The 23,281-nt window shown below is 61.1% G+C and carries 13 protein-coding genes; 2 read left to right on the plus strand and 11 right to left on the minus strand.

All coding sequences use genetic code 11. The features are described from left to right. Positions 1–11: 11 nt before the first annotated feature. The 4 genes from napA to KEC16_RS11025 all read right to left on the minus strand — a co-directional run bounded on the left by napA (position 12) and on the right by KEC16_RS11025 (position 4,925). The gene (gene napA, locus KEC16_RS11010) at positions 12–2,510 is read right to left on the minus strand and encodes a nitrate reductase catalytic subunit NapA (RefSeq protein WP_211548796.1); all 2,499 of its coding nucleotides are present in this window, start codon (positions 2,508–2,510) and stop codon (positions 12–14) included. Next, positions 2,507–2,815, minus strand: coding sequence for a chaperone NapD (locus KEC16_RS11015; protein WP_211548798.1), 309 nt, complete (start codon positions 2,813–2,815; stop codon positions 2,507–2,509). Before KEC16_RS11015 ends, napA begins: the two co-directional genes overlap by 4 nt. Then, positions 2,806–3,114 (minus strand): 4Fe-4S dicluster domain-containing protein, encoded by a 309-nt coding sequence (locus tag KEC16_RS11020; protein ID WP_211548800.1) that lies wholly within the window; start codon positions 3,112–3,114, stop codon positions 2,806–2,808. The genes KEC16_RS11015 and KEC16_RS11020 overlap by 10 nt, the downstream gene beginning before the upstream one ends. A gap of 173 nt (positions 3,115–3,287) precedes the next feature. Continuing rightward, positions 3,288–4,925, minus strand: coding sequence for a sensor domain-containing protein (locus KEC16_RS11025; protein ID WP_211548802.1), 1,638 nt, complete (start codon positions 4,923–4,925; stop codon positions 3,288–3,290). Positions 4,926–5,043: 118 nt separating this feature from the next. On the opposite strand from KEC16_RS11025, the gene nudC reads away from it, so the two are divergent. Then, positions 5,044–5,967 (plus strand): NAD(+) diphosphatase, encoded by a 924-nt coding sequence (nudC, locus tag KEC16_RS11030; protein ID WP_211548804.1) that lies wholly within the window; start codon positions 5,044–5,046, stop codon positions 5,965–5,967. A gap of 42 nt (positions 5,968–6,009) precedes the next feature. Here nudC and KEC16_RS11035 read toward each other — a convergent pair whose 3' ends face one another. From KEC16_RS11035 to gltB, 3 genes are all read right to left on the minus strand, one after another. Continuing rightward, complete coding sequence (locus tag KEC16_RS11035) at positions 6,010–7,698, minus strand: methyl-accepting chemotaxis protein (protein ID WP_249209101.1); 1,689 nt, start codon at positions 7,696–7,698, stop codon at positions 6,010–6,012. Between the two features lie 202 nt (positions 7,699–7,900). Next, on the minus strand, positions 7,901–9,313 hold the full coding sequence (locus KEC16_RS11040) for a glutamate synthase subunit beta (protein WP_211548806.1): 1,413 nt from the start codon (positions 9,311–9,313) through the stop codon (positions 7,901–7,903). Between the two features lies 1 nt (position 9,314). Beyond that, entirely contained in the window at positions 9,315–13,970 is a 4,656-nt protein-coding gene (gltB, locus tag KEC16_RS11045) for a glutamate synthase large subunit (RefSeq protein WP_211548808.1), read from the minus strand. A gap of 453 nt (positions 13,971–14,423) precedes the next feature. On the opposite strand from gltB, the gene KEC16_RS11050 reads away from it, so the two are divergent. Further along, positions 14,424–15,869 (plus strand): globin-coupled sensor protein, encoded by a 1,446-nt coding sequence (locus KEC16_RS11050; protein ID WP_211548810.1) that lies wholly within the window; start codon positions 14,424–14,426, stop codon positions 15,867–15,869. A gap of 202 nt (positions 15,870–16,071) precedes the next feature. Here KEC16_RS11050 and KEC16_RS11055 read toward each other — a convergent pair whose 3' ends face one another. From KEC16_RS11055 to glgX, 4 genes are all read right to left on the minus strand, one after another. Then, positions 16,072–16,251: a hypothetical protein gene (locus KEC16_RS11055; protein ID WP_211548812.1), complete on the minus strand. Its 180-nt coding sequence runs from the start codon at positions 16,249–16,251 to the stop codon at positions 16,072–16,074. A gap of 124 nt (positions 16,252–16,375) precedes the next feature. Then, positions 16,376–18,832 (minus strand): glycogen/starch/alpha-glucan phosphorylase, encoded by a 2,457-nt coding sequence (locus KEC16_RS11060; protein ID WP_211548814.1) that lies wholly within the window; start codon positions 18,830–18,832, stop codon positions 16,376–16,378. 60 nt (positions 18,833–18,892) lie between these two features. Then, positions 18,893–21,097, minus strand: a complete 2,205-nt coding sequence (malQ, locus tag KEC16_RS11065) for a 4-alpha-glucanotransferase (RefSeq protein ID WP_211548816.1) — start codon at positions 21,095–21,097, stop codon at positions 18,893–18,895. Positions 21,098–21,107: 10 nt separating this feature from the next. Beyond that, positions 21,108–23,237, minus strand: a complete 2,130-nt coding sequence (glgX, locus tag KEC16_RS11070; RefSeq protein WP_211548818.1) for a glycogen debranching protein GlgX — start codon at positions 23,235–23,237, stop codon at positions 21,108–21,110. Positions 23,238–23,281: the final 44 nt, after the last annotated feature.

Here is a 23,281-nt window from a genome sequence, read left to right on the forward strand (position 1 = left end):
ATGTTCTCCGATCAGGCCTTGACCACCTTGACCGCGCACTTCTTGTAGTCCGTTTCCTTGGAAATCGGGCAGGTGGCGTCAAGGGTGAGCTTGTTGACCAAAACGGATTCGTCGAAGAACGGCACGAACACCAACCCTTCCGGCGGCCGATTGCGGCCACGGGTGTCCAGACGCAGGGAAATCTCGCCGCGCCGGCTGGCCACCTTGACCACGTCGCCATTGCGCAAATTGCGCTTCTTGGCGTCGTTGGGGTGCATGAAGCAGGTGGCGGCGGGAACCGCCTTGTGCAGTTCGGGCACACGCCGGGTCATCGAGCCGGAATGCCAATGTTCCAACACGCGGCCGGTGCACAGCCACAGGTCGAATTCGGCATCGGGCTTTTCCGGCGGATCTTGGTACGGCAAGCCGATGATGAAGGCGCGGCCATCGGGACGGCCATAGAAACGCACGCCTTCCCCGGCCTTGACATAGGGGTCATAGCCTTCGCGGTAACGCCACAGGGTTTCCTTGCCATCGACCACCGGCCAACGCAGCCCGCGGGCCTTGTGGTAAAGATCGAAATCGCCGAGATCATGGCCATGGCCACGGCCGAAGGCGGCGTATTCCTCGAACAGGCCTTTTTGCACGTAGAAACCGAACGCCTTGGATTCGTCGTTTTCGAAACCCTGGGCGATTTCCGACAGCGGGAACTTATTGACGTTGCCGTTGGCATACAGCACGTCGAACAAGGTCTTGCCCTTGTATTGCGGCGCCTTGTCCAGCAATTCCGCCGGCCACACTTCTTCCATCTTGAAGCGCTTGGAGAATTCCATCACCTGCCAGACGTCGGAGCGGGCCTCGCCCGGGGCCTTGACCTGCTGGCGCCAGAACTGGGTCCGCCGTTCGGCGTTGCCGTAAGCGCCTTCTTTTTCCATCCACATGGCGGTGGGCAGGATCAGATCGGCGGACAAGGCGGTGACGGTGGGGTAAGGATCGGAGACAACGACGAAGGCTTCCGGGTTACGATAACCGGGATAGGTTTCCTCGTTCATGTTGGCGGCGGTCTGCATATTGTTGGTGCATTGCACCCAATAGGCGTTGAGCTTGCCGTCCTTCAACATGCGATTTTGCAAGACGGCGTGATAGCCGACCTTGGGATTGATGGTGCCGGGCGGCAACTTCCAGATCTTTTCGGCGATTTCGCGGTGCTTTTCGTTCATCACCACCAGATCGGCGGGCAGCCGATGGGCGAAGGTGCCGACCTCGCGCGCGGTACCGCAAGCCGAGGGCTGACCGGTCAGCGAAAACGGGCCGTTGCCCGGTTCCGAGATCTTGCCCACCAGCAGGTGGACGTTATAGATCATGTTGTTGACCCAGGTGCCGCGGGTGTGCTGGTTGAAGCCCATGGTCCAGTACGACACCACCTTCTTGGCGGGATCGGCGTACAGCTTGGCCAGGGCGATCAGCTTGTCCTCGGGCACGCCCGACAACTTGGACACCTTCTCGACCGTGTAATCGGCGACAAACGCCTTGAACTCGTCAAACGACGAGTCGTTCATCTTGTTGGGATCACCCTTGCCGTTATAGCCGTTGTTGCCCGGCTCCTGCTCCAGCTTGTGGGTGGGGCGCAGGCCATAACCGATATCGGTGACCCCCATCTTGAACGTCACCGCTTTGTCGATGAACGCCTTGTTCACCGCACCATTCTGAATGATGTAGTTGCAGATGAAGTTCAAGATCGCCAGATCGGTGTTGGGCACGAACACCATGCCGTTATCGGCGAGATCGAAGCTCTTGTGTTCGTAGGTGGACAACACGGCGACCTGACAGCCGTCATGGGTCAAACGGCGATCAGTCAGACGCGACCACAAGATCGGGTGCATCTCGGCCATGTTGCTGCCCCACAACACGAAGGCATCGGCGTATTCAAGGTCGTCGTAACAGCCCATGGGCTCGTCCATGTTGAACGTGCGCATGAAGCCGGTCACCGCCGAGGCCATGCAATGGCGGGCGTTGGGGTCAAGGTTGTTGGAACGGAAACCGGCCTTCATCAGCTTGGCCGCCGCATAGCCTTCCCACACCGTCCACTGGCCGGAACCGAACATGCCGATACGGGTGACACCGTCCGGCTTTTTCAGTTGTTCTTTCCACTTTTCCGCCATGATGTCGAAGGCTTGGTTCCAACTGATCGGCGCAAATTCGCCGTTCTTGTCGAACTTGCCGTTCTTCATGCGCAGCAGCGGCTGGGTCAGGCGATCTTGGCCGTACATGATCTTGGACAGGAAATAGCCCTTGATGCAGTTCAGGCCGCGATTGACCGGGGCATCGGGATCGCCTTGGGTCGCCACCACCCGTCCGTCCTGGACGCCGACCAGGACGCCGCAGCCGGTGCCGCAGAAGCGGCAGACGCCCTTGTCCCAACGGATGTTGGCCTTGGCCGGCTGCGCCGCCGCCGGCAACGAGATACCGGCCGCCGCGGCAGTGGCGGCGGCGGCGTTCGCCTTGATGAAGTCGCGCCGGTTGAGGCTCATGGAACGATCTCCCCTTCCAAATCCGTGTCGAAATGGTGATAGACGAGGGCGACCGATAAGATGCCCTCGATGTCGTGGAAACTGGTGATGGTGGCCCCGGCCCACTGGCCGGCGGCGTCTTCGACGATGACGACCATCTTGCCTTCGTCGGTCATGGTGTGGACTTCAACGCCGGGCAGGGACTCAAGCGCCTGCTTGACGCGATGGCGCTGGGCCGGAATGACGTGAACCAGCACGCCGCAGATGTTCTCGACCATTTCGCGCGGGGCTTCATGCTCCCGCGCAACGAAAGTGCCTAGGCGCATGACGTGTTTTCTCCCAGACCGGCCGGCGCCAATGTCAGCGCCCCCACCGGACAGACGTTCAGACAATCGCCACAGCCGGAGCAGACGGCGACATCAATCAAGGGAATGGCCCGGCCGCCCAGCAGGGCGTGCATTTTCAGGGCGCGAGGGGCGCAGGGATCAGCGCAGCTTCCGCAAGCAACGCCTTGCACGGCCAAACAGCCGCCGCCGAGAACGGCGACCCGTGGCCCCTGGGTTTCCGGCGGTTGAATGCGGGCGGCGCGTCCGAACAGGGCGCGGCGGGAAAGCTGTGGCGACATCTCTTGGCCCCGTCAAAACCGCCTTCCCAAAGAAGGAAGACCGGCGAGGTCAGAGTGTACCCATGCGTACGAATGGCATTTGATTTTGGTCAAGAAGACCACACAAGACACGGGGTTATTCCCGACGCCTTTGCTTGGTTATTCAAATATCAGGAAAACACGGTATTGCCCGATCAGCCTTGCCCCGGCAGGAACCCATCAACCAACATCTGGCGGAATTGGTCCGCCGGCACCGGTCGGGAATAGAAAAATCCTTGCACGGTATCGCAGCCATTATCCTTGAGGAATTGGATATGAGCGGCGATTTCGCATCCCTCGGCCACCACTTCCAGATTGAGGCCGCGGCTGAGGCCGATGATGGCGCGGGCGATTTCAGCCGTCTTGGGATTGCTGTCCACATCCGAGATGAAGGCGCGGTCGATCTTCAAGGTGGTGATGGGGAAACGCCCCAGATAGGACAGCGACGAATAGCCGGTGCCGAAATCGTCGATGGACAACCCCAACCCCAGATCGCGCAACGCGGTCATCTTCTTGACCGCGACTTCCACGTCATTCATCAGCATGCTCTCGGTGATTTCCAGTTCCAGCCATTTGGCCGCAAGACCGGTTTCAGCCAGCACGCCGGTGACGATATCAAGCAAGGCCCGGCTTTTGAACTGGCGGGCCGACACATTGACCGAAACCTTGACCGTCTTCAGCCCCTCGCTCTGCCATTCGCAGATTTGCAGGCATGAACGGCGCAAGACCCAGGTGCCAATCTGTTCGATCAGGCCGGTTTCCTCGGCCACCGGAATAAACTCACCCGGATTGATCATCCCCCGATCGGGATCAATCCAGCGGATCAGGGCCTCGGCCCCGACAATGCGGTTGTTCTCGGCCGACACCTTGGGCTGGTAAAAGACGACGAATTCCTCGTTGGCCAAGGCCCGGCGCATGCGCGCTTCCAGATCCAGGCGGGATCGGGCCTTGTTGTTCATATCCTTGGAAAAGAACTGGTAATTATTGCGGCCCGAGACCTTGGCGTGATGCAGCGCGTTTTCCGCCTGCTTGATCAGCCCCTCGGCCGATTGGGCATCTTGCGGATAAAGGGCGACGCCGATGGAAAAGGTCACCACCACTTCCTGACCATCAATGCCGAACGGCTCCTTCACCGCCGCCAGAACCTTTTCGGCAACGATGACGCTGTCATCCACATCGGCCATGGTCATGACCAAGGCGAATTTATCGCCTTCAAGCCGCACCGCCGTATCGGTTTCGCGGATACACCGGCGCAGACGGCTGGCGACTTCGGTCAACAGACGATCGCCGGCGGCGTGGCCCAAGGCATCGTTGACCAAGGTAAAACGATCCAGCCCCATCATCAGCAAGGCCACCGAGCCGCCGACTCGGTTGATCTGCACCATTGCCCGTTCGACCCGATCGACAAAGATGTCGCGATTGGGCAATCCGGTCAGGGAATCATGGCCGAATTTGTTGCCGCCGCCGTCTCCCGCCGGACGCAGCAAGGCGAGAAAATGGGCGCCATCGGCAATCGCGGTAACACTGATATCGGCCAGCAGCGGCGATCCATCGGCGCGGCGGATCTCGCCACGCCACGGCGTCGCCGCCGCCTGGGTCAAGGCTTGGCCAATCTGCCCATGAGCGATGGAAGCGTGGGGCGAGCCGTTGTTGAGGAAACTGCCGCCGGTATGGCCGGTCAGAAGTTCGAATGCCTTGTTGACGCGCACCGGCACCCGTTCGGCGTCGGCAACGACCACCGCGTCGCGAATGTTTTCCAAAATGGCGTCAAGCACAAGATGGTCTTCGGTCATTGGCCCCCCTTAGGATCGCCAATTTTCACCAAGTCCGGCAAAAGCGCAATCGCCATATGCATGTGGATTGCCATCGCCACCCTTGAGACCGGGAAACGACCATGCCATGGTTATGGCCATGAGCCATCTTCTTTTCGCCACCGCCCCCCTGGATCGCGCCCACCATCTGCGCCGCGACCTCACTATTATCAACCGCTTGCGCTCTGGCCCCGAGGTTCGAGTGGTCAGTTATTGGCGCGATCTGTCGCTGCTGCGCGACGGCCGCGCCCTGCTGGCCTGCGGCACCGAAGCGGCTCAATTGCTCGATCTGGCCAGCGAAACTATTTTTCTGGGTCTGCTCGCGGGCAAGCCCGTCTTCGCCGCCGATGTCAACACCTTGCGCGCTGAAGCCGACGGCGCCCCGCCGCAATGGGAAAACGGCGCCAGCTGGGGCGAATTACGCGCCATCGGCGCCACTTTGTCGGCGGAAGACGGGGCTATCTTGGCCACCGGCCGCGCCTTGGTCAACTGGCACCGCACCGCCAAATTCTGCGGCCGTTGCGGCAGCCCGACCGAATCGCGCGAAGGGGGCCACGTCCGGGTCTGCCTGGACATCGCCTGCAACGCCCAACATTACCCACGCACCGATAATGCGGTGATCATGCAGGTCACCGATGGCGACAATATTCTTTTGCACCGCCAGCCATCTTGGCCCGCCGGGATGTGGTCGGTCCTGGCCGGCTTCGTCGAGCCGGGCGAAACCCTGGAACAGGCGGTGATTCGCGAAACCCACGAAGAAACCGGCATCATCGTCGATGACATCCGTTATGCCGGCAGCCAGCCGTGGCCGTTTCCGGCGTCATTGATGGTCGGCTTCACCGCACGCGCCATCGGCGGTCAGTTATGCCCCGACCTGCACGAATTGGAAGATGCCCGCTGGTTCAGCCGCGCCGATATCGCCGCCGATTTCAGCGACGCCCACCGCAACACCGACGCCGGCCCCTATCTGGCCCGTCCCGGCTCCATCGCCCGCCAGATGATCGATGCCTGGTTGAAAGGCTGAGCCCCTCCCGCCGCGGTGACCCGCGGCGGGAGGGAACTATCGCTACATCTTGCGGACTTCATCGAGGAAGCGCGACAATCCGCCGGTCAGTTCGTTGGCGTCGTCGGCCAAGGAATCGGCAGCGGTTTGCACCTCGCGCGCCGCTGATCCGGTTTCGTTGGCGGCGTCGGCCACCGCGCCGATATGATTGCCAACCTCTTGCGCCCCATGGGCGGCTTCGCCGACCGAGCGGGCGATTTCATTGGTGGCGGCACCTTGTTCTTCGACCGAGGCGGCGATGGATTGGGCGATGCCGCTCATCTGGGCGATGGTGCGGCCGATTTCACCGATGGCATCGACCACCTGCGAGGTCGTGCCCTGAATGGCTCCGATCTGGCTGGTGATCTCGTCCGTCGCCTTGGCCGTCTGGTTGGCCAAATGCTTGACTTCGTTGGCGACCACGGCGAAGCCCTTCCCCGCCTCGCCGGCCCGCGCCGCTTCGATGGTGGCGTTCAGCGCCAGCAGATTGGTCTGCGCCGCGATGGTGTTGATCAAGCCCACCACCTGACCAATGCGCGACGCCGCTTCCGACAGACCGCGAACGACGCTATCGGTGCGCTCGGCCGCTTCCACCGCGTCGTGGGCGATGGTGGTCGATTGCGCCACCTGCCGCGAAATCTCCCCGATCGAAGCGTTGAGCTCCTCGGCCGCCGCCGCGACGGTTTCAACATTGCTGGTGGTCTGTTCCACCGCCGCCGCCACCATGGCGGTTTCGGCGCTGGTCTGATCGGCGGTCCGGGTCATCACCCCGGCGGTGGAGCGCATCTGCGATGCCGCCGCGTTGACCGCCTGAGCCGCGGCGGAGACCCCCGCCTCCAACTCGTCGGCCAGCCGGGCCAAGGTCTCGCGGCGATCCACTTCCGCTTGACGCCGCCCCTGTTCCTGCTCGTCGCGCAGGGATTGCACGGCCAAGGCATTATCCCGAAACACCATGACCGAACGGGCCATCTCGCCGATCTCATCCTTTCGCCCGGTCCCCTCGGGCATGGCGCTGGTATCGCCATCGGCCAGTTTGTGCATGGTGCCGGTGATATTGGTCATGGCCCCGACCATGCCCTTGCCGACCACATACGATACCAGCACGACCAAGATGATGATGATGGAAATGCGGATACCTTGGCTCAGCAATTCGGCGCGAAAGGCGGTTTCGATATCATCGACATAAATGCCAGAACCGATCACCCAGCCCCAGGCATCAACACCCTTCACATAGGAAATCTTCGGCACCGGCGCTTCGTGTCCGGGCTTGGGCCATAAGTAATCGACAAACCCAGCCTTGTTTTTGGCCACTTCCTCGACAAAGGCGACAAAGATGGCCTTGCCATTACCATCCTTCAACCCCGACTGGTCCTTGCCGTTCAATTCCGGCTTGATCGGATGCATGACCACGCGAGAGGCCATGTCATTGATCCAGAAATACTCGTTCTCGCCATACCGCAAGGCCTGCACGGCAGCCTTGGCGGCGGTCTTGGCGTCATCTTCCATCATCAGGCCGGAATTGGCCTGTTCGATGTAATATTCGACCAGGCCGGTGGCGGTTTCAACGATGTGCTGGGTTTTCAGGCGCCGTCCATCAACCATTTCGCCACGGAGATGGCTGAGATTCAATCCGACCAACACCACCATGCCGATCAGAGACACGCCAAGAATCAGCAAAATCTTGCTGCGAAACTGCCAGTTGTCGATGAACATGCAGAAAACCCCGATGCCTGGAATTATTATTTTAATTCTGTTTTAGCCCGCCTTTTTTCAAGATTATTGCGGCAGACCCCCGGGGATGGTCAACACTATTGTCCAGAATTATGACTTTAGTTTTAAGATCATCTCTCTCCGCCACCCTCAATAAAAAAGGCGCTTCCACCGGGGTGGAAGCGCCTTTTTATAACAATCCCGATCAGCGCGGCAGGGTGCTGGCGCCCATCAGGAATTCATCGACAGAGCGAGCAGCCTGACGGCCTTCGCGGATGGCCCAAACCACCAACGACTGACCACGCCGGATATCGCCCGCGGCAAACACCTTGGGGTTCGAGGTCTGGTACTTCAGCGTATCGGCCTTGACGTTGCCGCGACCATCCTTTTCCAGACCTAGCCCTTCGACCAGACCTTCATGCACCGGATGGACAAAGCCCATGGCCAGCAAGACCAGATCAGCCTCAAGCGTGAATTCGCTGCCGGCGATGGGCTGGAACTTGGCGTCGACTTCGATGCAGTTCAGCCCCTTCAACTGACCGTTTTCGCCAAAGAACGAGTTTGTCGCCACCGACCAGCGCCGGGCACAGCCTTCGTCGTGCGACGACGAGGTGCGCAGCTTGTTCGGCCATTTCGGCCAATTGACCAGCTTGTCTTCCAATACGGGCGGCTTGGCCATGATCTCGATCTGGGTGACCGAAGCAGCCTGCTGGCGGTTCGAGGTGCCGACACAATCGGCGCCGGTATCGCCGCCGCCGATGACGACCACCTTCTTGCCCGTGGCCAAGATGTCGGCAACGCCCACCGCCTCGCCCGAGACCCGGCGATTCTGCTGGACCAGGAAGTCCATGGCGTAATGCACACCAGCCAATTCGCGACCGGGAACCGACAGATCGCGCGGCTTTTCCGCCCCGCCGGTCAGCACCACCGCATCATAGCCGTCCAACTCGGCCACCGGCACGGTGACGCCGACATGGGCATTGGTGCGGAATTCGACACCTTCGGCAACCATCTGGGCGGCGCGGCGTTCGATCACCGCCTTATCCAGCTTGAAATCGGGAATGCCATAGCGCAGCAGACCGCCGACATGGGCGTTCTTTTCATAGACCACCACATGATGACCGGCGCGGACCAATTGCTGCGCCGCCGCCAGACCGGCGGGACCGCCACCGACCACCGCCACCTTCTTGCCGGTGCGCGGCTTGCTGGTGTCGGGCTTGATCCAGCCTTCGGCCCAAGCATGTTCGACGATGGCATGCTCGATGGTTTTGATCGCCACCGGAACGTCTTCCAGATTCAAGGTGCACGATGCCTCGCACGGCGCGGGGCAGATGCGGCCGGTGAATTCCGGGAAGTTATTGGTGGAATGCAGAACCTCGATCGCTTCGGCCCAGCGGTCGCGATAGACCAGATCATTCCAGTCGGGAATGATGTTGTTGACCGGGCAGCCCTGGTGGCAGAACGGAACGCCGCAATCCATGCAGCGCGCGCCCTGCTTGGCCAGATCGCCATCCGACAGCGGCATGGTGAACTCGTGGTAATGCTTCACCCGATCTTCCGGCTTTTCATAGCCGGGGGTCAGGCGGGCAAATTCCTTGAAACCGGTCGCCTTGCCCATCTCAGTGCCCTCCCGCCGGAGCAACGGTCTGGGCCTTTTGCATTTCCTGCAAAGCGCGGCGGTAATCCACCGGCATGACCTTGACGAACTTGGGCATGTAATATTCCCAATTCAGCAGAATGTCGTGAGCCCGCTTGGACCCGGTGTAATGGACGTGGTTCTTCAGCATGGCCAGAATGCGATCGGCATCGCCACGGGTCATGTCATCCATGACATCGACCAGACCATGGGCTTCCAGGTCGTTGGCCATGCCTTCTTGTTCCATCGCCTCTTCTTCGGCTTGCACCGGTTCAAGTTCGACCATGGCCAGATTGCAGCGCTTGGCGAAATCGCCGGCCTCGTCCAGAACATAGGCGACGCCGCCCGACATGCCGGCGGCGAAATTGCGGCCGGTCGGGCCGATAACCAGCACACAGCCGCCGGTCATATATTCGCAGCCGTGATCGCCGACGCCTTCGACCACCGTGATGGCGCCCGAATTGCGGACGGCGAAACGTTCGCCGCCGATGCCACGGAAGTAACACTCACCTTCGACGGCGCCGTACAGCACGGTGTTGCCGACGATGATGTTGTCCTCGGGGACGATCTTGGAAATCTTCGGCGGGTAGATGATGATCTTGCCCCCCGACAGACCCTTGCCGACGTAATCGTTGCCCTCGCCTTCCAGTTCCAGGGTCATGCCCTTGGCGGCAAAAGCGCCGAAAGACTGCCCCGAGGTTCCGTTCAGCTTGACGTGGATGGTGTCCTCGGGCAGGCCGGCATGGCCCCACTTCTTGGCCACCTCGCCGCCCAGCATGGCGCCGGCGGTGCGATCGTAATTGCGGATGGTCTTTTCGATGCGCACCGGTTGTTGGGTGTCGATGGCGTTGCGCGCCGCGGCGATCAGCTCACGATCCAGAACCTTGTCGATATCGTGGTCCTGGGCCTCGCAATTATAGACCGCCTCGCCCTTGCTATCGACCTGATGGAACAGGCGGGTGAAGTCCAGTCCCTCGGCCTTCCAGTGATTGATGGCCTTGTTGGTGTCCAACAGGTCGGAGCGGCCGATCATTTCCTGCAAGGACCTAAAGCCGAGCTTGGCCATCCACTCGCGCACTTCCTCGGCGATGAAGAAGAAGTAGTTGATGACGTGCTCGGGCTGGCCCTTGAAGCGCTTGCGCAATTCAGGGTCCTGCGTCGCCACGCCGACCGGGCAGGTATTGAGGTGACACTTGCGCATCATGATGCAGCCGGCGGCGATCAAGGGCGCGGTGGCAAAGCCGAATTCATCGGCGCCCAACAGCGCGCCGATGACCACGTCGCGGCCGGTGCGCAAGGCGCCGTCGACCTGGACGGCGACGCGTTTGCGCAAGCCGTTCAGCACCAGGGTCTGATGGGTTTCAGCCAGACCAATTTCCCACGGGCTGCCGGCATGCTTGATCGAGGTCAGCGGCGAAGCGCCGGTCCCGCCATCGAAGCCGGAAATGGTGACATGGTCGGCCTTGGCCTTGGTGACGCCGGCGGCGACGGTGCCGACGCCGACTTCCGACACCAGCTTGACCGAGATACGGGCGGCCGGATTGACGTTCTTCATGTCGAAGATCAGCTGGGCCAGATCTTCGATGGAATAGATGTCGTGATGCGGCGGCGGGCTGATCAGGCCGACGCCGGGGGTCGAGTGACGCACCTTGGCGATGTTCTCGTCCACCTTGTGGCCGGGCAGCTGCCCCCCTTCGCCGGGCTTGGCGCCTTGGGCCATCTTGATCTGGATGTCGTCGGCATTGACCAGATATTCGGTGGTGACGCCGAAACGGCCCGAGGCCACCTGCTTGATGGCCGAGCGCATGGAATCGCCATTGGCCATGGGGACGAAGCGTTCGGACAGTTCGCCGCCTTCACCGGTATTGGACTTGCCGCCGATGCGGTTCATGGCAATGGCCAAGGTGGTGTGGGCTTCCCACGAAATCGATCCGAACGACATGGCGCCGGTGACGAAGCGCTTGACGATCTCGGCCGCCGGCTCGACCTCGGACAAATCGACGCCATTGCCCGTGGGCGCCGCCCGCGAATCGTTGGAAATGGCGGCTCCGCCGCCGGCCGGCTTGATGTCGAATAGGCCGCGCAAGGTCAGCAGACGCTGGCCCTGTTCGTCGATCTGGCGCGAGAAATCCTTGAAGGTCTCATAGGAATTGGTGCGCACGGCGTGCTGGATGGCCTGGATGCTTTCCGAGGTCCAGGCATGGTCTTCGCCACGAATCCGCCACGCATATTCACCGCCCACATCCAAGGCATTCTTGTAGATGGGGGCATCGGAATAAGCCATCTGGTGACGGCGCACCGATTCCTCGGCCACTTGGGCCAGACCAACGCCGCCGATGCGGCTGGCGGTGCCCTTGAAATAGGAATCGACAAAATCCTGGGCCAGACCGACAGCGTCGAAAATCTGGGCGCCGCAATAGGATTGATAGGTCGAGATGCCCATCTTGGCCATCACCTTCAAGATGGCCTTGTCGATGCCCTTGATGAAGCGCTTTTGCACTTCATGGGCGTCCAGCTTTTCCGGCAAGGTCGGACGCATGCTTTCCAGCGTCTCGAAGGCCAGATAGGGATTGATCGCCTCGGCCCCATAGCCGGCCAGACAACACATGTGATGGATTTCACGGGCTTCGCCGGTTTCCATCACCAGACCGACCTGAGTGCGCAAACCTTCGCGGATCAGGTGATGATGCACCGCCGACACCGCCAGCAGCGACGGCATGGGAATGCGATCGGCGCTGACCTTGCGGTCGGACAGGATCAGAATGTTGTAGCCATCGGCCACCTTGGCCTGGGCCAGGGCGCACAATTCGGCGACGGCGTGCTGCATTCCGGCGGCGCCGGCGGCAGCGGACCAAGTGATGTCCAACGTCAGCGACTTGAAGCCGGAATTGGGCACATTTTCGATGCGGCGGATCTTTTCCAGATCCTCATTGGTCAGGATCGGCTGCTTGACCTCCAGCCGCTTGCTTTCGGCGCCATGTTCGACGGCCAACAGATTGGGACGCGGACCGATCAGGCTGACCAGGCTCATCACCGATTCCTCGCGGATCGAATCGATCGGCGGATTGGTGACTTGGGCAAACAATTGCTTGAAATAGTTGAACAGGTTCTTGGGCTTGTCCGACAACACGGCGATGGGGGTGTCGCTGCCCATGGAGCCGATGGCTTCCTGGCCGGTGACCGCCATGGGCTGCATCAGGAACTTCAAATCTTCCTGGCTATAGCCGAACACCTGCTGACGCTTGAGCAGGGTGGCGCCGTCGAAATCCTTGGGCTCCACCTCGATCTTGAGATCTTCCAGCACCAATTGGGCTTCATCCAGCCATTGCTGATAGGGCTTGGCTTCGGCCAATCCCAATTTGATCTCCAAATCGTCGATCAGACGACCCTTTTCCAGGTCGATCAGCAGCATCTTGCCGGGCTGCAAACGCCACTTCTTGACGATCTTGTCTTCGGGGAAGGTCAGCACGCCCATTTCCGACGCCATCATGATCTTGTCGTCGTCGGTGATCACATAGCGCGCCGGACGCAGGCCGTTGCGGTCCAAGGTGGCGCCGATCATGCGGCCATCGGTGAAACAAACGGCGGCGGGGCCGTCCCACGGCTCCATCAGGGCGGCGTGGTATTCATAGAACGCGCGACGCTTTTCGCCCATCAGCGGATTACCGGCCCAGGCTTCCGGCACCAGCATCATCATGGCGTGATGCATGGGGTAACCGCCCAGCACCAGCAATTCCAGCGCATTGTCGAAACAGGCGGTATCGGATTGGCCCTCGGCGATCAGCGGGAACAGCTTTTCCAGATCGGCGCCGAAGACCGGGCTGCTCATGGCCTTGCGGCGGGCATTCATCCAATTGACGTTGCCGCGCAGGGTATTGATCTCGCCGTTATGGCTGATCATGCGGAACGGGTGGGCCAGACGCCAAGACGGGAAAGTGTTGGTGGAAAAGCGCTGGTGAACCAGGGCCAAGGCCGAAACCATGGCCGGATCGGACAGATCCTTGTAATAGGCGCCGACCTGATCGGCCAGCAGCATCCCCTTGTAGACGATGGTGCGCGACGACAGGCTGGGGATGTAGAAATCATCCTCGGCGCCCTTGGGGATGGCGTTTTCAGCCTGCTTGCGGATGACGAACAGTTTGCGTTCGAACGCCTGTTGGTCGGCGCAATTGCCGCCCTTGCCAACAAAGACCATGCGGACGAAAGGCTCGGTCGGCTTGACCGTCTCGCCCAGGCCGGAACCGTCGGTGGGGACATCGCGCCAGCCCAGCAACACTTGGCCTTCGGCCCGGATCAGATTATCGACCGAGGCGACGCAGGCAGAGCGCAACGTCGCATCTTGCGGCAAGAACACGGTGCCGGCGGCATAAGAGCCTTCGGACGGCAGCACGATGCCCAGCTTGGCCGCTTCGGCGCGCAGGAACGAATCGGGCAATTGGATCAAGATGCCGGCACCGTCGCCGGCCAGCGGATCGGCCCCCACGGCCCCGCGATGGGTGAGATTGCGCAGGATCTCCAGACCCTGCTTGATGATCTCATGCGACTTGCGGTTCTTGATATCGGCGATAAAGCCGACACCGCAGGCGTCGTGTTCATAACGCGGGTCGTACAGTCCCTGTCCCTCAGGCAATCCGCTCATCGTACACTCGGTTCCCTTAAGGCCTGGTCGACCCCCCCCAAAAGGGCTTGCGCCGACGCTGCCAAATTCCAAAGTTGTCCCATGACGCCGGAGCAATGCTCCAACCCCATCCGGCGAAGGGTTTTACCCATCCGGCCGAAGCGAAGCAGCTTTCATACGGCATTACGTCGCGCTCGCCAAGCCTCGCTTGGGTCTGTTGCTGGCAACTTGCCGAATCATTGAATTTTCAACCCCCGCCCCCGCCCTCTTGGATGGGGAATGCCTACCCAAGCGAAGGATGCCGCCCCTCTTGAAATCATTCCAACGCATGGCACTTATCCCGCGATTTTCTTTGACAGAGGCCGTGAATGTGGTTTTCTGCTCGGTGATTTAGTGGTGCTTCACCGGGGGGACAGAAATGCCACTGAATGTTCTTGGGGATTCGAACACGAACCTTTTAGCATCTAGGCCCGCATGAGCGACGATTTCGAGCTGTTCGACGATACCCCGGCCACGCAACCCGGTAGCGGAACGACTGCGCCGAGCGGGACGGATTTGTTTTTCGACGATGACGCACCCGGCGCCAGCGATGTCCCGCTGGGCATGAGCATGACCGAGCGGGTCGCGCAATATCTCGATCTGTTTTGCGTCGATGCCCCGGCCCAGGCACTGATCGCCGGCAATTGCGTCAAGGTTGTCGCCTCGGTCGAACAGATCGTGGCTCAGGCGTCGGATTGGGTACAGCGGACGCCGCCCTTTGGCGAAAAAATGAACAGCGAAGCCGGGCAGACGCTGAAAAGCGCCCTGGTCGAGCATTGGTCGCGGCTGTTCCGCGCCGAATTCACCGCCGATTATATCGCCACCGCCCAGCAATTGGGCTTCATGCTGGCCTATCTTGATCTCGGCGCGTCATGGTATCAGGCCATGGCCGCCAACGCCGCCTCCCAAGCTCTGTCCATGCTGCGCGACCACCGCCGCTTCGCGGAGTTGTCCGGTGCGCTGAGCCGGGCCAGCCAGCTTGACGTGTCCTTGGTCACCCACGATTACTTCGAAGCGGCCAAGCAGACCCGGACACGCATGGTCAACGATCTGGCGCAAGGTTTCGAACGCTCGATCAAGGGCGTGGTCGACGAAGTCGGCGCCATGGCGGCAACCTTGAAGACCAATTCGTCGCAAATGCTGCACCGGCTGTCGCATATGGATTACGAAACCGTCAACATGGCCGCCGCCGCCGAAGAAGCGGCCTTTTCGGTGCAAAACATCTCCGCCAATTCCACCCAATTGGCCGGCTCGATCCAACATATCTTGTCCAATGTGGTGCGCACCGCCGAAGCCGCGCAAGACGCCGCCGTGGCCGCCACCGCCACCAGCGAGGCCATGCAAACCCTGTTGGGGGTGGCGTCGCGCATTGGCCGCATCGGCGAAACCATCGACAATATCGCCCGCCAGACCCGCATGCTGGCGTTAAACGCCACCATCGAAGCGGCACGCGCCGGTCAAGCCGGCCGCGGTTTCGCCGTCGTCGCCGAAGAAATCAAAAAGCTGTCGGAACAGACCAGCACCGCCACCCATGACATCGCCGCCAGCGTCGCCGAAGCGGTTGACGCCACCAACAAAGCCGCCGACACCATCCACAACACGGTGCAGACGGTGACCAGCATTAATCAGGTGGCCGCAGAGGTGCGCATCGCGGTGGAAGCGCAAACCCAAGCCACCGCCACCATCGCCGATCATGTCGGCGAGGCGGCGTCGGGAGCCAAGGCGGTGACCTCTTCGGTCAACAGCGCCATCGAAGCCTTGGGAGTATCCGCCTCCGCCGCCGGAGAGCTGAATGAATCGGCCGACGCCCTGGCGATCAAGGCCGATCACATGCGGCGCGAGGTTGATTCCTATCTGGATCGCCTGACGACGCTGAGTTAGTGGTCCGATCCAGACACACAAAATCAACGGATTGCGCCCTCATTCATTCAGATGGTCGGCGAATCATCCAAATGAATCAGTGCATTAGCGAACCATCTCGCCGCGTGCATCCGGGGACAGCCCCTCACCGTCCGATCATCATTGCCGCGCATCCCGCCCCCCACCGCATTCATCGGGAAAAGCGAATGGCGGCAAGCCCCACCTACCGGGCCTCGCCGTGCATCCGCTCGCTGATCCGGTGCATGGTCTGCCCCATTTCCGGGCACGCCTTCGCCAGATTTGAAGCAAGATTATGAGCCTGGGAGCGATCGAACGGCCGACCGGCGCATTCGTCTTCAAGCAATTCGGACAGCCGACGCATGTCACTCAGAAGCTGAAGCATGGCGATATCTCCTTGGTGCTGACCAGGGAATGATGCGCCGCAACATGCTGCACTGCAACAGAATCTTTGGTGACAAAACCTCGGCCATGACAACCTCTGCCGAGGCCTCATGGCCGAGGCATGACTAAACCGGCACCCCCCAGATATCGCGGGCATATTCGGTGACGGTACGATCAGACGAGAATTTGCCCATGCGCGCCACGTTCAAGATGGCCTTGCGGTTCCATTCCGTCTGGTCCAGGTAAAGCTGATCAACCCGGCCCTGGGCTTCGGCATAGCCGGCAAAATCGGCGGTCAGCAGGTAATGGTCGGAATTGGTCAAGATATCGACGATCCCGGCGAAACGCTCGGGCTCGTCGGGGGAGAAATAGCCCGAGGCGATCAGTTCGATCGCCCGCTTCAAATCCTGATTGGCGGCGATGGCGGTGCGCGGGTTGTAGCCGTCGATCCGTAACCGCGCCACTTCCTGCGCCGTCAGACCGAACAGGAACATATTTTCCTCGCCCACTTCCTCGCAAATTTCCACATTGGCGCCGTCCCAGGTGCCGATGGTCAGCGCCCCGTTCATGCTCATCTTCATGTTGCCAGTGCCCGAGGCCTCGGTGCCGGCGGTGGAAATCTGTTCCGACAGATCGGCCGCCGGCATCACCAGCTCGGCGGTCGAGACGTTGTAATTGGGGATGAACACCACTTTCAGCTTATTGCCGACCAGCGGGTCGTTATTGACCACGTCGGCGACGTCGTTGATCAGCTTGATGATCAATTTCGCCAGCAGATAGCCGGGCGCCGCCTTGCCGCCGATGATCACCGTGCGCGGCACCACATCAAGCAGCGGATTGGCGCGGATGCGCGAATAGCGGCTGATCACTTCCAGCACGTTCAGCAACTGGCGCTTATATTCGTGGATACGCTTGATTTGCACGTCGAACAACGAATGCGGCACGATATCGACGCCCAGACGCTGCGAAATCACGTCGGCCAGCCGCACCTTGTTGGCGTGCTTGACGGCGGCGAATTCGGCCCGGAAGGCCGCATCATCGGCGAAGCCTTCCAATTGCTTCAACTGGTCGAGATGGGTAACCCACTGGGTGCCGATCTTGCCCGAGATCAGCGCCGACAGACCTGGATTGGACAGCAACAGCCAGCGTCGCGGGGTAACGCCGTTGGTCTTGTTGTTGATCTTGCCCGGATTGAGATGGTCGAAATCGGAAAAGATCGTCGATTTCATCAAGCCGGTATGGATGGCGGCGACGCCGTTGACCTTGTGGCTGCCGATCACCGCCAGATGCCCCATGCGCACCCGGCGTTCATCCCCCTCGCCGATCACCGAAACCCGGCGCAGCAGGTCGTTATCGCCGGGATGGCGATGGCGGACCTCTTGCAGGAATTCGTGATTAAGCTGGAAGATGATTTCCAGATGACGCGGCAACACCCGCTGGAACAGATCCACCGGCCAGGTTTCCAAGGCTTCGGGCAACAGCGTGTGGTTGGTATAGGCGCAGGTCCGACGGGTCAGCGCCCAGGCGCGGTGCCAATCAATCTGATATTCGTCCACCAGCACCCGCATCAGCTCGGCCACCACCATGGCCGGATGGGTGTCGTTCAACTGCACCGCCACCTTGTCAGGCAGCTTGTCCCAGTCGCTATGCGACTTGCGGAAGCGGGCCAGGATGTCTTGGATCGAGGCGGCGACGAAGAAATATTCCTGCTTGAAGCGCAATTCCTTGCCGCGATCAGTCAGATCGGACGGGTACAGCACCTTGGACAGGGTTTCCGATTCGGCCTTGTCGCGCACGGCTTCGATATAATTGCCGGCGTTGAAGTATTTCAGGTCGAATTCGCGGGTGGATTTGGCCGTCCACAGACGCAGATTGTTGACGGTCTTGCCGCCATAGCCGGGGATCGGCACGTCATAGGCCATGGCCATGACTTCCTCGGTGTCCATCCACTGGGCGCGGGTGTGGCCAAGAACGTCCTTGTAATGAACGACACGCCCGCCGAAACGCACCGGATAGATGATTCCGGGACGGGGAAATTCCCACGGATTGCCGTAGCGCAGCCAATTTTCCGGGCTTTCCACCTGCCAGCCATGCTCGATGTGCTGGGTGAACATGCCGTAATCATAGCGGATGCCGTAACCGAAACCAGGAACGCCCAGCGTCGCCATGGAATCCAGCAGACAGGCGGCTAAGCGGCCCAAACCGCCATTGCCCAACGCCGCTTCCACTTCCCACCCCAACACTTCGTCGAAATCGACGCCCATGTCGGTGACGGCCTGCTTGACGGTGTCATAGATGCCCAGATTGATCATGGCATTGGACAGCGTCCGCCCGATCAGGAATTCCATGGACATGTAATAGACGCGCTTTCTGTCCTCGGCGTAATAGCGGTTCAGCGTCGGCATCCAATGTTCGGAAACGCGGTCGCGCACGGTGTAGGCGGCGGCCATGAACCAATCGCGCGCGGTCGCGCTGATCGCTTCCTTGCCCACGGAATACAGCAGGTGACTGCCCAACGCGTATTTGATGCTTTCGACGTCGTCATCAAGCAACTTGATCACCGGAGGCCCGACACGGCGCATGCTTTCGTCCTTCCTGCCTAAACCGTCTGCGTTACGAAGTCGCCTGAACCAGCACCCCTGTCAAGGCGTTTCGTTGCCGTGCGGCCTGAGCGCGTTCAGGGCCGCAGACATACGCACAAGGCGGAAATCATTCAACAGGGTCGGGACCTCAGCGGCGAAACGGCGGCGCCAGTTCGGGTGCTGATCGACGGTGCCGGGCAAATTCATTTGCAAATTCAAGCCTAACACATCTTCCATCTGCACCATCATCAGCCGCGAGCGGGCAGCGCCCAGATACAGATGAGCGGCGTCGGACAGAGCCAAAACCTGTTCGTCGGTCAAATCGCCCTGGGTGGGAAAATCAGCCGCCAGACCACTTTGTTCAACCAGCGCCGCCACCAGGGCGACGCGGTCGATGGCACGGGCGGCGCGTTCTTCGTCCGCCATGCCTGGGCGGGGGTAAAGATCCAGCCGCGCGCGGCTGGCGATGTCGATACCGTTCCACCAGCCGCGCAAGGACGGCAAATCATGGGTGGCGAAAATCGACAGCGCCTGGGGCTGGAATTCTTCCGGCCGCTTGAAACGGTCCGGTCCGGTCTTTTCAAAAACCATGACGCGATAGGCAAACAACGCCATGCGATCCATGCGTTCGCGGAAGCCTTCGGGCACCGTCCCCAGATCCTCGCCGATGATCAGGCAGCGATTGCGCACCGATTCCAGCGCCACCAAGCGAAACAGATCGTCCACCGGATAGCGCACATAGGCGCCTTGGTCGGCGTCCAGCCCCGGCGGCACCCAATAAAGCCGCTGCAAGGCCATGGCGTGATCCAGGCGCAACGCCCCGGCATGGGCCATATTGGCCCGCATCACCGCGATGAACGGCTCAAAGGCGGCTTCTTTCAGGGCGATGGGATTGAACGGCGCCAGCCCCCAATCCTGACCCTTCAGCGCCAGCGGGTCGGGCGGCGCCCCGACCGAGACGCCCAGCGCCAGCCGGTCTTGTTCCATCCAGGCATCGCCGCCATCGCCGGCAATGCCGACGCCAAGATCGCGATACAGACCGATGGCCGCCCCCGCCGCCACCGCGCCGTCATGGGCGGCGGCCAATTGCTGATCGGCCAGGAATTGCAGCCACCAGAAAAACTCGACATCGTCCATGTGGGTGGCGGCGAATTCGGCCACCGCCGGATTGTCGGGATGCTGATATTGCACCGGCCAATGGCGCCAATAGGGCGTGCCGGCGCGACTGAAATGCCGTTGCAGGGCTTCAAAGGTGCAAAACAGCCGGGCTTTGTCGCCCCCCGCCGCCTGGAAGGCGCGGAAATCTTTGCCGCGTTGATCGTCGGCGCTCAGGTGCTCGGCCCGAAAGCAAGCATACAATTCCTCGAGGATCGGGCCTTGCAGATGGGCGACATCGGCATATTCGACCATGGGCATGGCCCGCAACCGGTCAAGATTGGCCTGAAATCCGGGTGAGGCGTACAGGCGCTTGGCCGCACGGCACGCGGCGAATTCAAAAACAGCCTCGACATCAAGATAGCCGACATTAAGGAACCGCCGCGACGACGGCGCATAGGGGCTGAACTTTTCCGGCTGGGTCGGAAACAGGGCGTGGAGCGGATTGATGCCGATGGTCGACGCCCCCAGCCTGGCCGCGCCCTCAGCCAGACGGCGCAGGGAACCATAGGTGCCGACGCCCCAATCATGTTCATCTCGCAAGGCGTATATTTGGGTGGCGATCCCCCAGGCCCCGTTTCCTTCGCCCACCACGGCGGGAACAAAGGCACGGGGCGGCGTTACCGCCAATTTGGCGGTGGCGGTGACGCCATCGGCGGCGCGAAGGTCAAGATTGTGATAGCCCAAGGCCAAATCGTCCGGCAGCTTCAGCCGCCAGCGTTTGACCAAGGCGCCATCGAGCCAGCGTTCCTCGATCCAGCTTTGCGTGTCCACCTGCACCTGTCCGCGACGAAGACCGCCGCCTTCAAGCGCCACCTCCCAGGACAGCGTTTGCTTGTCGCGGGCGGCGGGAACGGTCAGCGTCACCGCCATATCCGAACCACGTTCGATGACCGTCATGGGCTCCAGCCAGCGACGCCATGGCCGCTGCTCGAAAGTGGTCAGGGATTGGGCTAAATCGGTCTCGTCGTCGATGGCGAAGCCCATGGCGCGCAGGAACACCCGCTTGGTGCTTTCCGGCACCACCCGCCACTGGCCGTAGAAATCCCACCACCCATCTTCAATTCCAGCCAGCCGCGCCAATTGGTCGAGCATATCCGATGCGCTCATGATGGTTTCCCTATTGGCTCAGATCGTCATTACGCCGGCGCAGAATGGCCAGCGAATGGGGTTTCAACGGAAAGCGGGCGCCGGCGGCACAAACCTCGTCGGGGCGGATGGGATCGGTGCGCGCGGTATCGATGACCACGTCCCAGCTTTTACCCAATTGCGGCGGCGGCAGGGTATAGAAAATGATTTCGGTGTAGGCGTTCATCAGCAGCATGAAGGTGTCGTCGGGCTGACCGCCGGCGGTATGCGACTGGATTTCATCGGAATCGCCGCCCAACACGCATCCCAGCGAGCGGGCATAGGGCATGACCCAATCCGCCTCGCTCATTTCCAGGCCGTCGGGGGTGACCCAGGTGATGTCCTTGATGACTTGGCCGGGCTGGCGCTGGCCGTGGAAAAAACGCGGCCGGCTAAAGACCGGGTGCTCGCGCCGCAATTGGATCATGCGGCGGACGAAATCAAGCATGGGCTGGTCCAAGCGATCCCAGTCGATCCACGAAATGTCGTTGTCTTGGCAATAAGCGTTGTTGTTGCCGCCCTGGCTGCGGCCGAATTCATCGCCGGCCAAAATCATCGGCACCCCTTGCGACAGCAGCAGCGTCGCCATCAGATTGCGCACCTGTTGGGTCCGCAAGGCGCTGACCTTGGGCTGATTGGTTGGGCCTTCGATGCCGCAATTCCATGAATAATTGGCGTCGGTGCCGTCGCGGTTGCCTTCGCGGTTGGCGTCATTGTGCTTTTTTTCGTAGCTGACCAGATCGCTTGCGGTAAAGCCGTCATGACAGGTGATGAAATTCATCGACGCCCACGGACGCCGCCCGCCCCAGCCGAACAGGTCGGAAGACCCGGTCAGGCGCGACGCGAAATCGCCGATCAGGCCGCCATCGCCGCGCCAGAACCGGCGCACCGTATCGCGGTAACGGCCGTTCCATTCCGACCAGCCGGGGGGAAAAGCCCCCAACCGATAGCCGTCACCGCCGATATCCCAAGGCTCGGCGATCAATTTCACCCGCGACAATACCGGGTCTTGCCGCACCGCGTCCAAAAAGCCGGAACCGCCATCAAAGCCGGATTTTTCCCGCGCCAACGACGCCGCCAGATCGAAGCGGAAGCCATCGACATGCATTTCCTCGACCCAATAGCGCAAGCTGTCCATGACCATCTGCAAGACCCGCGGATGGGACAATTGCAAGGTGTTGCCGCAGCCGGAATAGTTTTCGTAATGCTGCGGCTGGTCGGGAACCAGCCGGTAATAGCTGGCGTTGTCGATGCCCTTATAGGACAGCGTCGGCCCCATGTGATTGCCTTCGGCGGTGTGGTTGTAGACCACATCCAAGATGACCTCGATGCCGGCTTCGTGCAGGCGCCCGACCATGGTCTTGAAATCGCCATGTGACGACGCGCCGTAATAGCGCGGATCGGCGGCGAAGAAGCCGATGGGGTTATAGCCCCAATAATTGCGCAAGCCCTGATCGACCAGATGGCGTTCGTCGATGATGGCGTGAACCGGCAGCAATTCCACCGCCGTCACCCCCAGCTTCACCATGTAATCGATCACCGCCGGATGCGACAGGCCCAAAAAAGTGCCGCGATGCTGGGTCGGCACCTGCGGGTGCTTCATGGTGTAGCCGCGCACATGCAGCTCGTAGATCACCGTTTCCGCCCACGGTCGATTGGGCCGGCGGTCATCGCCCCAGGTAAAGGCGGTATCGACCACCCGCGCCTTGGGCATATAGCGGGCGTTGTCACGGCGGTCGATAAGCTGATCGCCACGGGGATTGCCCAGCTTGAAGCCGAAATGGGTATCGGACCACAACAGATGCCCGCTCAATGCCTTGGCATAGGGGTCGATCAGCAGCTTGGCCGGATTGAAACGATGCCCATGGGCGGGATCATAGGGGCCGTGAACCCGATACCCGTACAACTGCCCCGGCCGCGCTTCCGGCAGATAGCCATGCCAGACTTCGTCGGTGTATTCGGGCAGCTTAAGACGCTCGACCTCGCGCCCGTTGGTGTCGAACAGACACAGCTCCACCGCCTCGGCATGGGCCGAGAACAGGGCGAAATTGACACCGTTGCCATCCCAGGTCGCGCCAAGGGGATAGGGGGAGCCGGGCCAGATATGACGGCGATGGGGCATGATCGGCCACGTGGTTGCGAATGGGGCGCCATCTTTGCCGAGAA

Source organism: Magnetospirillum sulfuroxidans (assembly GCF_018224925.1).
GTDB classification, from domain to species: domain Bacteria; phylum Pseudomonadota; class Alphaproteobacteria; order Rhodospirillales; family Magnetospirillaceae; genus Magnetospirillum; species Magnetospirillum sulfuroxidans.